The sequence below is a fragment of the Cryobacterium sp. TMS1-13-1 genome (genome assembly GCF_004403125.1).
GTDB classification, from domain to species: Bacteria; Actinomycetota; Actinomycetes; order Actinomycetales; family Microbacteriaceae; genus Cryobacterium; species Cryobacterium levicorallinum.
In genome coordinates, this window is sequence record NZ_SOGX01000018.1 from 98,893 (window position 1) to 112,136 (window position 13,244).

Annotated in this window: 16 protein-coding genes; 8 read left to right on the top strand and 8 right to left on the bottom strand. The window is 66.6% G+C overall.

From position 1 onward, the window contains the following. Positions 1-69 precede the first annotated feature (69 nt). The 5 genes from E3T31_RS15480 to E3T31_RS15495 all read right to left on the bottom strand — a co-directional run bounded on the left by E3T31_RS15480 (position 70) and on the right by E3T31_RS15495 (position 3,065). A complete protein-coding gene (locus tag E3T31_RS15480; protein ID WP_134443751.1) occupies positions 70-762 on the bottom strand; it encodes a DUF1345 domain-containing protein in 693 nt (230 codons plus the stop codon). A 96-nt stretch (positions 763-858) separates the two neighbouring features. Then, on the bottom strand, positions 859-984 hold the full coding sequence (locus E3T31_RS18515) for a hypothetical protein (RefSeq protein WP_255454065.1): 126 nt from the start codon (positions 982-984) through the stop codon (positions 859-861). A 192-nt stretch (positions 985-1,176) separates the two neighbouring features. After that, entirely contained in the window at positions 1,177-1,452 is a 276-nt protein-coding gene (locus tag E3T31_RS15485; RefSeq protein ID WP_134443752.1) for a PTS sugar transporter subunit IIB, read from the bottom strand. Then, positions 1,449-1,886 (bottom strand): PTS sugar transporter subunit IIA, encoded by a 438-nt coding sequence (locus E3T31_RS15490; RefSeq protein ID WP_134470030.1) that lies wholly within the window; start codon positions 1,884-1,886, stop codon positions 1,449-1,451. Before E3T31_RS15490 ends, E3T31_RS15485 begins: the two co-directional genes overlap by 4 nt. 60 nt (positions 1,887-1,946) lie before the next feature. Then, positions 1,947-3,065, bottom strand: a complete 1,119-nt coding sequence (locus tag E3T31_RS15495; protein WP_134470032.1) for an adenosine deaminase — start codon at positions 3,063-3,065, stop codon at positions 1,947-1,949. A gap of 228 nt (positions 3,066-3,293) precedes the next feature. On the opposite strand from E3T31_RS15495, the gene E3T31_RS15500 reads away from it, so the two are divergent. Both E3T31_RS15500 and E3T31_RS15505 read left to right on the top strand, forming a co-directional pair. Beyond that, positions 3,294-4,244 (top strand): nucleoside hydrolase, encoded by a 951-nt coding sequence (locus tag E3T31_RS15500; protein ID WP_134470034.1) that lies wholly within the window; start codon positions 3,294-3,296, stop codon positions 4,242-4,244. 161 nt (positions 4,245-4,405) lie between these two features. After that, entirely contained in the window at positions 4,406-5,374 is a 969-nt protein-coding gene (locus E3T31_RS15505) for an SDR family oxidoreductase (protein WP_134470036.1), read from the top strand. 1 nt (position 5,375) lies between these two features. Here E3T31_RS15505 and E3T31_RS15510 read toward each other — a convergent pair whose 3' ends face one another. Beyond that, a complete protein-coding gene (locus E3T31_RS15510) occupies positions 5,376-6,215 on the bottom strand; it encodes an alpha/beta fold hydrolase (RefSeq protein ID WP_134470038.1) in 840 nt (279 codons plus the stop codon). 3 nt (positions 6,216-6,218) lie between these two features. Further along, complete coding sequence (locus E3T31_RS15515; RefSeq protein ID WP_134470039.1) at positions 6,219-6,440, bottom strand: hypothetical protein; 222 nt, start codon at positions 6,438-6,440, stop codon at positions 6,219-6,221. 159 nt (positions 6,441-6,599) lie between these two features. On the opposite strand from E3T31_RS15515, the gene E3T31_RS15520 reads away from it, so the two are divergent. From E3T31_RS15520 to E3T31_RS15530, 3 genes are read left to right on the top strand one after another with little or no spacing between them, the layout of a single operon-like run. Then, entirely contained in the window at positions 6,600-7,487 is an 888-nt protein-coding gene (locus E3T31_RS15520) for a DUF4349 domain-containing protein (RefSeq protein ID WP_134470041.1), read from the top strand. 37 nt (positions 7,488-7,524) lie between these two features. Then, entirely contained in the window at positions 7,525-8,730 is a 1,206-nt protein-coding gene (locus tag E3T31_RS15525; RefSeq protein ID WP_174844897.1) for an acyl-CoA dehydrogenase family protein, read from the top strand. Continuing rightward, complete coding sequence (locus E3T31_RS15530; RefSeq protein WP_092452356.1) at positions 8,727-10,073, top strand: threonine/serine exporter ThrE family protein; 1,347 nt, start codon at positions 8,727-8,729, stop codon at positions 10,071-10,073. The genes E3T31_RS15525 and E3T31_RS15530 overlap by 4 nt, the downstream gene beginning before the upstream one ends. Before the next feature lie 38 nt (positions 10,074-10,111). Here E3T31_RS15530 and E3T31_RS15535 read toward each other — a convergent pair whose 3' ends face one another. Further along, a complete protein-coding gene (locus E3T31_RS15535) occupies positions 10,112-10,354 on the bottom strand; it encodes a hypothetical protein (protein WP_134470043.1) in 243 nt (80 codons plus the stop codon). A gap of 189 nt (positions 10,355-10,543) precedes the next feature. Here E3T31_RS15535 and E3T31_RS18520 point away from each other — a divergent pair, with 189 nt between their 5' ends. The 3 genes from E3T31_RS18520 to E3T31_RS15545 all read left to right on the top strand — a co-directional run bounded on the left by E3T31_RS18520 (position 10,544) and on the right by E3T31_RS15545 (position 13,049). After that, positions 10,544-10,666 carry a hypothetical protein gene (locus E3T31_RS18520; protein ID WP_255408738.1) on the top strand — a complete coding sequence of 41 codons (123 nt, stop codon included), beginning with the start codon at positions 10,544-10,546 and terminating at the stop codon, positions 10,664-10,666. A 153-nt stretch (positions 10,667-10,819) separates the two neighbouring features. Continuing rightward, a complete protein-coding gene (locus tag E3T31_RS15540; RefSeq protein ID WP_134470045.1) occupies positions 10,820-11,689 on the top strand; it encodes a metal-dependent hydrolase in 870 nt (289 codons plus the stop codon). Between the two features lie 136 nt (positions 11,690-11,825). Beyond that, positions 11,826-13,049: an acyl-CoA dehydrogenase family protein gene (locus E3T31_RS15545; protein ID WP_134470047.1), complete on the top strand. Its 1,224-nt coding sequence runs from the start codon at positions 11,826-11,828 to the stop codon at positions 13,047-13,049. Positions 13,050-13,244: the final 195 nt, after the last annotated feature.

Sequence of the window (13,244 nt, forward strand, 5' to 3'; positions counted from 1 at the left end):
TGCGCGAGAAATCGCTCAAGATTCACGGCTCGGCGAACGGATGCTGCGGCCCGCCCGGCACTGCGGGAGCTAGCCGAGCAGGGAGACCGCCCGGGCGATGACGAGGGCCAGCAGCACGAAGCCGCCGAACGACTCGATCCCCATGAGCGCTTTAGCCCGGAGCGAGAGCGGCATCGTGTCGGTCGGGCTAAACGCCATGGAGTTCGACAACGAAAAGTAGACATAGTCGAAGAACGAAGCGACCCAACCGGTGCGCTGCGACGACCTGGCGGCGACCTCCTCGATAGCGTCGTGGTCTTCGTCCTGGGGAAAGCGAAAATCAGCCGGCGGAAAGTCGGCCCGGTCGGCATGATGCCTCGAGACCGGGCCGCCGCGGTCGAGTTCCCAGTAGACCAGCGCGAAGGCGATGACGTTGGTGACCCACACCTGCAGGGCAGCGAGCAGCAGTGTCGGCCCGTCATCCTTACCGCCCGACGTGAGCTGGATCACGAGTTGCACGAGGGCGACTTCGTTGGCCGCGACCAGCAAGACCGCCTGGCCGGTGGCGAGGTATTTCGACCAGCGGGTTTCGCGATGCAGCCGGTGCGGGTTGAGGGCGAGGAGCGGGATCAGCATGGCGAGCCCGATCGCGACGACCGTGTAACGCAGCCCGGGCAGGAACGTACTCGGCAAGGTGGCATACAGCGTGAGAGCTACCAGCAACCCCAGTACGGCCGGCCAGCGGTGTTCGGCCCGTGCACCCTGCTTCACGCTGTCGCTCATGCGCTGAGCATAAGCCCGTCGCGGGCGCTCGGGCCACTGCTCGAGGCGTCGCCGTCCAGGCCGTCGGCGTGCCGCTCGGTGTGTTCGCCGGCGGGCCTAGTGTCGACGTTCAGTTGTGTGCGCGGTGCGCCGAACATCGGACAGGGAGTGGATGCCGGCGGCGGCCAGGGCGCGCGCGGTCGGCGCGCCGACCTTCGGGAGGGTGTCGTCGGATTCTGTCATGACTGGAACCTACTCGACCGAGTGGATGCCTCGGCGATGCCTGATCGGCGCGGCGAACGGATGCTGCGGCGCGACGCGATCCCGCGACATCCGCTCGCCGGGCCCACCTTACGGTCCTGGGCCCATGATCTATCATGGGCCCACTTTCCGGGCCCGGGCCCGGAAAGAAACGCGGCCCGGAACGCGGCGGGGCTAGGAGCCCAGCGCGATGTCGAGCTTGGCGACGAGTTCGTCGACGTCGAAGTAGTTGTTGATGACGATCACATCGGCGTTGGTTTTGCCGATCGCGTCGACAAGCTCCGAGGAGGTCAGGATAACCTGGGCGTCGGCCGCGGCGGAACGCACGCCGGCGACATCCGTGGCCTGTACGCTCGCCTCGATCTCAAGCCGTTCGAGCGCGCGCTCGGCGTTGACCTTGAGAATGGCCGAGGTTCCGAGGCCGACGCCGCACATCACGACGATCTTCACGAGAAGACGCTCTGCACGAATTCCGCGGTGGTCGCGCCGGCCAGCGCCGGAATCACCGCCGGGTCATTGAACACGTTGGCGAGTTCGGCGACGAACTGGAGGTGGTCGTCGGCGCCGGCCACGGCCAGGCCGACGATCACGCTGACCGGGTCGTTGTGCGGATGCCCGAAGGCGACCGGCTCAGCCAGAGTGACCACGCAGAGTCCGTCGGTGAGAACATCCGCTCCCGGCCGCGCATGCGCGAGGGCCAAGCCGGGCGCGATCACGATGTAAGCGCCGAATTCGCGAATCACCGCGATCATGCGGTCGGTATAAGCGGATGTCGCGGCGCCGGAACGTACGAGCGCGTCGCCGGCGGCCGTGATGGCCGCGGTCCAGTCGTCAACCTGCGCGCCGATGGTGATGGCGTCAAGCGGGAGGTGCGGGAGTGGCATGGTTACTTTCGGTTGTGCGGGGGTTGTGCTGGGCGAGCCAGCCGGCCCCCCAGAGCAGTGCTAGGCGTCGCCGAAGCCCGCTTCGATGGCTTCGACGAGTTCTTCGCGGTCTTCCAGCGGCAGGAACGCCGCGTGGGCAGCGTTGAGCTGGAAAGTCTCGAGGTCGCCGAGGTCGTAGCCGAAGGCATCCGAGAGCAGGGCAAGTTCCTGGGACAGGGTGGTGTCACTCATCAGGCGGTTGTCGGTGTTGACGGTGACCTTGAAGCCGAGCTGGTACAGCAGGTCGAAAGGGTGGTCGAAGAGTTCTTCGCCCCAGGCGGCGACCGCTCCGGTCTGCAGGTTCGAGGACGGGCTCAGCTCGAGGGTGATCTCGCGGTCGCGCACCCATTGGGCCACCGGTCCGAGGGTGACGAAGGTGTTGTCGTCGTCCTGACGTTCGATCGTGACGTCTTCGGCGAGGCGCACGCCGTGGCCAAGGCGCAGGGCGCGGCCGTCGAACAGGGCGCCGCGGATGCTGTCGAGCCCGTCGGCCTCGCCGGCATGCACGGTGACCGGCATGAATTCGCGGGCCAGCAGGTCGAAGGCCGCGCGGTGGTTGCCGGCAGGGAAGCCGGCCTCGGCGCCGGCGATGTCGAAGCCGACGACGCCGTCGAAGCGGTAGCGCACGGCGAGTTCGGCGATCTCGAGGCCGCGGTTCGCGTGGCGCATGGCGGTGATGAGCTGGCCGATGCGAATGCTGCGGCCCGACTCTTCGACGTTCTCAATGCCGGCTTCGATGCCGTCCTGCACGGCCTCGACGACCTCGTTCAGGGTGAGGCCGCGAGCCAGGTGCTGCTCGGGAGCCCAGCGGATCTCTCCGTAGATGACGCCGTCATCGGCGAGGTCTTCGACGAATTCGCGGGCGACCCGGGTCAGGCCCTCGCGGGTCTGCATGACAGCGGTCGTGACGTCGAAGGTCTTCAGGTATTCCACGAGCGAGCCGGCATTGGACTGGTCGGAGAACCATTCGCCGAGCGCGTCGGCATCCGTTGTGGGAAGCACGAATCCGATGGAGTCGGCCAGCTCGATGATGGACTGCGGACGCAGACCGCCGTCGAGGTGGTCGTGCAGCGAAACCTTGGGCAGGGTGTTGATGCTCGTGCCGCCGCCGGGCATGAGGAATTCCTCGATCAAAGTCATACGAACAAGCTCCTCGGTACGGGGGCGGATGTGAACTACAACCGCGCGCCCAGCTTATCGGAGCGGCTATGGGCGGACCATGAGAAATGCCCGAGCGGATGCGCCGGCTCGCGTCGCTGCCGCTGCCCGCGCGCGCCGGGCCCACCTTCGGCAACTGGGCCCATGATCTACCATGGTCCCAGTTTCCGGGCCCGGGCCCGGAAAGGGGAAGACCACGTACCCTGAGTTGTGCCCACCAAAATCATCCTAGACTGCGACCCCGGCCATGACGATGCGATCGCGCTGCTGCTCGCACACGGCAATCCGAACATTGACCTCGTCGCCGTAACCACCGTGATGGGCAACCAAACCCTCGCCAAGGTCACTCGCAACGCCCTGTCCGTCGCCCGGGTCGCCGGCATCACCGGGGTCCCGTTTGCTGCCGGCTGCCCGCGGCCCCTGGTGCGGAAGATCGAGACGGCGCCGACGATTCACGGCGAATCCGGCCTCGACGGCCCCGTTCTGCCCGAGCCGACACTCGAACTCGACGGGCGCCACGCCGTCGACCTCATCATCGACACGATCATGGCGCACGAGCCGGGCGAGATCACCCTCGTGCCGACCGGGGCGCTGACCAACATCGCCCTCGCCGCCCGAAAGGAGCCGCGCATCGTCGAGCGGATCAGGCAGGTCGTGCTCATGGGTGGCGGCTACCACGTGGGCAACTGGTCGGCCACGGCCGAGTTCAACATCGTCATCGACCCCGAAGCTGCCCACATCGTGTTCAACGAGACGTGGCCGCTGACCATGATCGGGCTCGACCTCACCCACCAGGCCCTCGCCACCCCCGACATCGTCACCCGCATCGCCGCCGTCGGCACAGCGCCGGCCCGGTTCGTCGGCGAGCTGCTCGCCTTCTTCGCGGAAACCTACAAGGATACCCAGGGTTTCGACTACCCGCCGGTGCACGACCCGTGCGCGGTCGCCTACGTGATCGACCCGAGTGTCATCACCGTGCGCAAGGCTCCGCTCGACGTGGAACTGGCCGGCACCCTCACGCTCGGCATGACCGTGGCCGACTTTCGTGCGCCGGCCCCGGCCGACTGCACCACCCAGGTGGCCGTCGACCTCAACCACGAGAAGTTCTGGGCCCTCATCGTCGACGCCCTCGAGCGCATCGGCGACCCGCCCCAAAGTTAGGCGGCCGGGAACGGACGCCCCCTCGTCGCTTCCCGAGATGCACCTGCCCCGGAATGCTGCGCGAGGGCGGCCACCTGTGAATCTGCCCGGGCTCGCGACCGCCGCGTGACTTCCCCGGCACGAACGGGTTGGCTGAATTACCACCACTACTCGGGAGCACCATGACCAAGACCGCGCCGGCCAGCACGCGCAAACCCCTTCCCGATATCCAGGTTCCCGACCTGCACGGCAAGCTGCCCGTCGTCACGGGCGCTAACAGCGGCCTCGGCTTCGGCCTGACCGGCCGCCTCGCCCGGGCCGGCGCCGAGGTCATTCTCGCCGTGCGCAACGAGGAGAAGGGCGCCGCGGCCGTCAAACTCCTGAACGAGCAGGCCCCGGAGGCGAGCGTCAGCATTCGTCATCTCGATCTGGCGTCGCTCTCGAGTATCGCCGGATTCGGTGAGGAGCTCAGGAACGAGGGCCGCCCGATCGACATTCTGCTCAACAACGCTGGCCTCATGATGCCGCCGGTGCGCGACGAGACCGAAGACGGCTTCGAGCTGCAGTTCGGCACCAACCACCTCGGACACTTCGCGCTCACCGCGCATCTGCTTCCGCTGCTGCGGGCGGCCGGCACCAGCAGGGTCGTGAGTCTGTCGAGCCTCATCGCCCGCAGCGGCCGCCTCGACTTCACCGACCTGCAGGGTCTGCGTTACCGGGCGCACCGCGCCTACGGACTCTCCAAACTGGCCACGCTCATGTTCGCGCGCGAGCTCAACCGGCGCAGCGTCGTCGGGAGCTGGGGCGTGCGCAGCGTCGCCGCGCACCCGGGCGCAACAGTCACGAACCTGCAGATCTCCGGCCCCACCCACAACGGGGCCTCGGCCCGCATCTTTCTCGCCGCCAACGAAGCTTCACACCGCATCGGCTGGATGTGGCAGCAGGTCGACCAAGGCATTCTTCCCGCCCTGTACGCGGCGACGAATCCCGCGGCGGCTGGCGGCGGTTACTACGGCCCTGGCGGGTTCGGTGAACTCACCGGCGCACCGGCTCCCGCCAGGCTGCCCAAACGTTCCCTCGATGAAGCGGATGCCCGCCGCCTCTGGTCGGTCTCGGAGGAACTCACCGGGGTGACCTACCCGGCCGTCTAGCTCAGCTGTCGATCACGTTCACCAGTACCCGGGCCAGGCGCCGGCGGATGATGTGGTCGTTGGCCTCGACCCGGTGCATGGTGACGTGGCGCATCCGCTCAATGATGGTCATGCTGCCCTGCGCGATGAACGCGTCCAACGCGCCGTAGATCACGTCGACCGGCACCTCGAGGCTCGCGATATCGCTCACCACGGTCTGCGATTCGATGCAGTGCTCCATCGACTTGATGAACGGCGTCCAGGTTTTCTCGGTCAGTTCAAAGATGCCCTTGGGCAGCAGGCGCGACATGATCGCCGCGTTGGCGAGCGTGAAATCCTTGTTGGCGCGCAGGAAATCATAGGCCCGCAGGTAGGCGCTGACTCGCGCTTTGACTCGTGGGTCGCCGATATCGCTCGGTGACACATAGACCGGCGGCCCGACCAGCACCATGCGCGACACCGTGCCGCTGCCGGTCAGCCTCCGCCAGACGCTCGCCCCCGGGCCCTGCCGCTGCATCGCGGCGTAGCGGGTGCTGATCAGGCTGCCGAGGGAGTGGCCGACCAGCACGAACGGCTCGCGCAGTTTCAAGGAGCGGATGGTCGCGGCCAGGGCCCCGACATGATCCTCCAGCCGGTACTCGCAGCCGTCCGGTGCCGGCGACTGCCCGAAGCCCAGAATGTCCACCGCGATCACCCGATGATTCGGGGTGAGCCGCGGGATCACCTCGTAGAAGGTGATCGAGGACGACGCGATGCCGTGCACGAGAATGACGACCGGGCCGGTACCGGCATCCGTTGCCACGTGCAACAGCGGTGGGCGGGACCGACGCGCTCGGCGCATCCGCTCCGCCCACCGGGTCATGTGCTAATTATCGTCGCGCAGCGTGGCCTTGAAGTCGTTCTTGGCCTCGGTGGCGTTGCGCTCGGCCTCGGCGTGTTTGACCTCGCCCTCGGCCTTCTTCACCTTGACGTCAGCCTTGGCCTCGTCGACCCGGTCTTCGACGCGGTCCTTGGCGTCATCAACCGCCCGGCCGATCTTTTTGCCGGTGGCATCGAGTGCATCCTTGGCATCGTCTACGAATCCCATGTTGTCCTCCTGATCGTGTGTGCAGTTGGGTTGAACGTGCAGTCGGGCTGCTCGCCGACTCCCTGACCTTACTTCGGGGGTAGGCGCCGAGTCCCAATTGTGATCCGACTCCCAGACTGCCCCCAGACAGCGCCCCCACCCCGCTCGGTACGGTGAGTCATGAGACGAACCTGGGGTGTGATCGCGGTCCTGCTGACCGCCGTGGTGTTGGCGGGATGCACGGCGAATAGTGGTTCGGTGAGCACGGACTCGTCTGGGAGCACGGGCTCGTCGGAAGGCGCCGTCGGCGGGGTCCCGCCGGAACAGGACTTTTCGGTCGACAAAGCCCCCTACGGCAGCGTCGTCACCGGCACTACGGGCGACGTGAACACGTCTAACCGGGACGTCATCACCACCGGGTCCATGTCGATCACGGCCACTGATCCGGTCGCGGCGAGCGAATCCGCCGTCACGATCACCGAACAGGCCGGCGGACGCGTCGACAGCCGCAGCGAAAACCCGGGCACCGACGTCCAGCCAGCGAGCGCCACCCTCACCCTGCGTATTCCGTCCGACGAACTCGACCGCACCCTGGCCGAGCTCAAGAAACTCGGCCGGCTCAACTTCGTCTCGCTCAACGCCCAGGACGTGACACAGCAGAGCCAGGACCTCGACGCCCGCATCACGGCTCTGACCACCTCGGTTGACCGGTTGTTGGCACTGATGGCCTCGGCGACGAGCACGACCGACCTGATCAGCATCGAAGGCGCTTTGTCGAGTCGGCAGGGTGAGCTCGAAAGCCTGCAGTCCCAGCGCGACTTTCTCGCCGATCAGATCGATTACTCGACCGTGCAGCTCGAATTGGTTTCGGAAGGCACCGTGGCCGCCGGCGGCCCTGACAATTTCTGGACCGGCATTATCACCGGTTGGACCGCCCTCGTCGCCGCCCTCGGCGGTCTGCTGATCGGCCTCGGAGTTGCTCTGCCCTGGCTGGTCGTACTGGCGATTTTCGGGGCAATCGCGCTCGTGATCGTGCGGGTGTTCGCGCGACGGCGTAAGGCTGCATAGGCTTGTCCCTGTGACCGAGTTTCTCCCTGCTTCAACCCTGCCCGAAACCTCTCCGGCAGCGCCCGTTTTTGTTCCCTCGACCGAGCCGGTGCTGTCTGATCAGCTGCTGGCCGGCATCCGCTCACGGGCAGCCGGGTATGACCGGGCCAACGCCTTCTTCACCGAAGATCTCGAGGTGCTCGTCGCTGCCGGCTACCTGCGCGCCCTCGTGCCGGTGCAGTTCGGCGGACTCGGCCGCACCCTGCAACAGACCGTGCGCGAGCAGACCCGGCTCGCCGCGCACGCCCCGGCCACCGCCCTCGCCGTGAACATGCACCTGGTTTGGACCGGTGTCGCCGCCAGCCTGAACGCGCAGGGCGACCACTCGCTCGACTTCGTGCTCGAAGAGGCCATGCGAGGCGAGATCTTCGCCTTTGGCGTGAGCGAACCCGGCAACGACCTGGTGCTGTTCGGCTCGCAAACGGATGCCCTCCCCCAGCAAGATGGCGGCTACCGGTTCACCGGCACCAAGGTGTTCACCTCGCTCTCCCCCGCCTGGACCCGGCTCGGTACCCTCGGCCTGGATTCCTCCGCCCCGGCTGACCCCGCGATCGTCTGGGCGTTTCTCGATCGAGCGGATGCCGGCATCCGCTCGAAAGATGACTGGGACACCCTCGGCATGCGCGCCAGCCAGAGCCAGAGCACCGTGCTCGATGGCGCTCTCGCCCGCCCGGACCGGGTCGTGCGCCGCCTGCCAATCGGCCCGAACGGCGACCCGCTGGTCGCCGGCATCTTCGCCAACTTTGAAATTCTGCTCAGCGCCGTGTACACCGGAATCGGCCAGCGCGCGCTTGAACTCGCCGCCCTGGGCGCTAACCGTCGCACCTCGCTGAAAAACGAGGGGCGCACGCACGCGCAGGATCCGGTCGCGCGGTGGCGGGTCGGGGACCTCGTCATTGCGATGGACGGCATCTATCCGCAGATCGACGCCCTCGCCCGGGCGGTCGACGAGCGTTTATTCGCGGTCGGACCGGCCTGGTTCGCGCAGCTCTCCGGGCTCAAATACCGGGCCACCCAGAACGCCAAGTTCGTCGTCGACACCGCCGTGCAGGTTGCCGGCGGCTCCGCCTACGCCGCGTCCTCCGAACTGGCCCGGCTCTACCGCGACGTGCTCGCGGGTTTCTTCCACCCCTCCGACGCGGACTCCGCTCACGCGACCGCCGCAGCATCCGTTCTCGGACCCCTCGATTTGCCTGCCTCATGAGTTTCAGCAAGACCACCGCCATCACGCTCGACCACTCCGGTTACACCCGGGCCGTGCTCGACCTCACCATGCGCCTCGCCGAAGTCATCTTCACCGCCGGCGCCGGCGCCGAAGACGCCACCGCCGCGATGATCGCGCTCACCAGGGCCTACGGGCTCAAGGGCACCGACGCGAACATCACCCACACGACCATCACGCTGACCCAGGAAGACCCGTCGACGCACGAGTCGATCATCCGCAGCCGCAACGTGAAGTACCGCACGCTGGACTATTCCAAGCTCACCGCCACCTCGGAGCTGATCGCGGACATTATCGAGAAGCCGATCGAGGTCGCCGAGGCCCGCAAGATCCTCGCGACCATCGTCAGCTCAAAACCGCAGGTGCCCAAACAGTGGCGCCGCATCGGCTGGAGCCTGGTCGGTGCCGGCGCCGCCGTTCTGATCGGCGGCGGGCCGACGGTGATCATCGCCGCCTTTATCGCCACCTGGATCATCGACTGGATCACGTCGGTGCTCGACCACCGCCAGGTTCCGCTGTTCTACCAGACGGTCGTCGGCGGGGCGATCGGCCCCCTCGTCGCCACGGTCGTGCGGGTGATCGACCCCACGGCCAACCCCTCGCTCGTCGTCGTCGCCACCATCATCATGCTTCTCGCCGGTGTCACCACATTCGGTGCCGTGCATGACACGCTCTCGGGGTTTTACCTGACCGGCACCGCCCGACTGGTGGAGGCCCTGCTGATCACGGCTGGCCTGGTCACCGGGGTGTCGGGATCTGCCCTGTTTTTGGCCCGGTTCGGGCTGCTGCTCGAGATCGACTCGAATCCGATCGTGACCATCGGCGTGCTGCCGGTACTGCTCGTAGCCGCCATCGTCATCGTCATCGGGTTTGCGCTGGCCGTGCAGGTACCGTGGCGGGCGGTCTGGGTGGTCTGCGTGCTCGGCGCTCTCGCCGAGTTTCTGTTCGTGGCCGCGCTGGCCGGCGGATTCGGACTGGTCGGGGCCTCGGCGGCGAGCGCCCTCGGCGTCGGCCTGCTGGCGGCGGTCGCGGCGCGCATCGTGCGCACCCCTCCGCTCGTCATTATGGTGACGGCGCTCGTGCCGCTCGTGCCCGGGCTCACCCTGTTTCGCGGGTTGCTCCAGCTCTCCGAGGGCGATATCAACGGGCTGCTCGCATTGCTCACCGCTGCCGGCATCGCGATGGCCCTCGCGGCCGGCGCGCTGCTGTCGCAGTATGTCGTGCAGATCGTCTGGGGCCCGGCGCGCAGGCTGCAGCGCCGCTTCGTCGGACCGCTCATGGCCCTGCCGGTGCGACTCGGCCGCGACGCAACCAAGCGCATTTAGCGTGCGCTGCAGCATCCGCTGTCAAACGGACGCCTGCGTCAGTTGGGAATGTCCGCCTCGTCGGCGTCGACGACGTCTTCCTCGACGAAACGATACGGGATGGGCTCGTCGGTCTCACGGCCGCGCTTATAAGTGCGGGTGATCGTTTCGGTGTCCTCGACCGCTTCGAGCACCAGGACGTCCTGATACTCACCGTCGATGTATTCCAATTCGACCTCGGTTCCGGCGGCAATCGGGTTGGGTCCAAACAGAACTGCCCGGTAGGTGGCGCTGTGGCTCATGACGTGACCTTTCGACGGAGAGCGGGTTCGCTGCAGCGACAGCATACGACAGACCGGCAGCCGTGCACAGGGCTCCGACCAGGTCTGGCGGTTTGCGGGAGGGCGGTCGGCTGCGGAGATGACGGATGCCGCAAACCCGCGTATTCTCGAGGAGACGGAGCCCCACGGCTCGGCGCGAAGGAGTACACAATGGCTGACAAATCACCGAAAAAGGACGCAACCAAGAAGGTTGCCGACAAGTCCCTCAAGGAAAAGAGGGCCGACAAGAAGGCGAAGTCTGAAGAGACCGCTTCTCGGGCCCGCAAGAGCTAGATTCTGCATCTTCTCGGTGCTGTGGGTTCTCCGCCCCTGGTACCACGCGCTGCATCTGGCGCAGTATTAGCAAGCACGGGTGCCGCCACGATCGTGGCGGCACCTTTCTTTCGTCGGCGTGACCGACAGCATCCGCTTGTGAAAGGACCAGCCATGACCCTGCCCACCGAAGACACCCGCGTGCTCTACCCGAGCGGCGCCGTCGACGCGCGGGCGTCCGTACTGCACTCCGAGCCGCTGCCGGACGGACGCTCAGCCGTGCTGCTCGATGCGACCTGCGTGCATCCGGTCGATGCCGGCTGGCCCGACCAGGGACCCGACCAGGCCTTGCTGCATCACGGTGCCGCGTTCTGGCCGGTCGAGGACTGCATTGTCGGAGCCACCGACGGGTCCGAGCTGTATATCGGTGCGGATATTCCGGTGGCCAAGGGCACCCCGGGCTGGGCCTTCGTCGTGGTGCACGTCGTCGACGCGGCCGGGCTTTCAGCCGGCGACACCGTCACGGTCGAGGTTGACGAGGGCCTGCGCGACGCCACGAGCGCCGGCCACACCGCGTGCCATTTAGCCTCCCTCGCCCTGAACGACGCTCTCGCCGACCGGTGGAAAAAAGAGGTACGCGCCGACGCGCTCGGCCACCCCGACTTCGACGGGCTCGCCATCGACGAATCATTGATCGGCCAGAACGCTTCGGTCGACACCTACCGGCTCGGCAAATCGCTGCGCAAGAAGGGCTTCTCGGTCGATGGCTTCGCCGAGTCGCTCGCGGCGATCGAAGCGACCATTAACGCGACCCTTCTCGCGTGGACCATGACGGATGCCACGGTACGCATCGACCAGGGCGGCGACCGGTTGACGGACCGCCGCTACTGGGTGTGCGAACTGCCCGGCGCGACCGTCCGCATCCCCTGCGGCGGCACCCATGTCGAGTCGCTCGGCACACTCGGCGTCGTGACCGTGACGCTCGGCCTGCACGACCTGAACGGCACCGACGTGCTCACCATGAACACCTCCGCCACGCGCTAGTTTTCTCGCATCCAGGGCAATTTGCGGGCATAATCGGGACATCCATCAGGCACCTTGCACGGTTAATCTGCGAGAGATTGCGCATTTCCGCTCCCAGGCGCAGAATTCAGGGGTACCCGGTCAGAGAGGACCAGCCATGAGCACCGTCGTTGAGAGTCCGAAGATCGGCGATACCGAAGTGGATGCGCCCAGCCCTGAGTTTTACACCGGCCCCACCACCGATTTCTTCTCCTACCAGGACTTCCTCACCGTGGACGAGCAGAATCTGGTAGCCACAGCCCGCGCGGTGTTCGAACGCGAGATTCGACCCGTCGTCGCCGAGCACTGGAACAACGAGACGTTCCCGTTCGAAATCATCCCAGCCCTGAGCAACCTGAACCTCGTCGATCTGTGTGCGCGCGGCGACAATTTCTTACTCCACGGGTTCATGACCGTCGAGCTTGCCCGCGTCGATGCGTCCATTTCGACCTTTGTCGGCGTGCACAGCGGCCTGTTCGCAGCGGCGATCGCCCAGCTCGGCACCGATGACCAGCGCGACCGGTTCCTGGCCGACGCCATTTCCCTGCGCAAGATCGGCGCGTTCGCGCTCACCGAACCGGACCACGGCTCCGATGTCTCGCGCAATATGGAGACAACCGCCACCCGCACCGGCGACTCCTGGACCCTGAACGGCGTCAAACGCTGGATTGGCAGCGGAACCTTCGCTGCCAATGTGCTGGTCTGGGCGCGCGACACCGCCGACGACCAGATCAAGGGCTTCATCGTCGACGCGACCCTGGCCGGGTTCACCGCGGAGAAGATCGAGAACAAGATCGCCCTGCGCATCGTGCAGAACGCCACGATCACCCTGCGGAACGTCGTGGTCGCCGAACGCGACCGACTGCCCGGTGCCACGAGCTTTCGCGATACCAACCGGCTGCTGACCAATTCGCGGGTCTGGGTCGGCTGGCAGTCCGTGGGCCTGCAATTCGCCGCCTACGACTATGCGCTGCGCTACGCGCTTGAACGCCGGCAGTTCGGCAAGCCGATCGCGTCGTTCCAGCTCGTGCAGGAGAAGCTGGTGCGCATTCTCGAGAATGCGACCACGTCGCTCGGCCTGATGGTGCGCATCGCCCAGCTGCAGCAGGCTGGAACGCTGCGGCCGGAGCACGCCGCGATGGCCAAGGCCTCCGCCAGCGCGCGCATGCGCGAATCCGTGGCACTGGGTCGTTCGGTGTTCGGCGGCAACGGCATCTCCACCTCCTGGGGCATAGCCCGCGTCTTCGCCGACGCCGAAGCCCTCTACACCTACGAGGGCAGCTACGAGGTCAACACCCTCGTCGTCGGCCGCGCGATCACCGGTATCTCCGCGTTCGAGTAGAAGGCGCCGACAGCATCACGTTCTCACACAGCAATCGTGCGGCACTATTTTCCGCGCCGTAACCACGGGCCGGCGAGCGCGATGCGTCTGGGCCAGACGGTAAGAACTCACAGGTCGGTAACGCGGGTGCGCGCCGGGGCCAGGGCTGAGAGACTGGTACGTGCATGGTCCCGCTTCGTTCACCACGTACCAAAA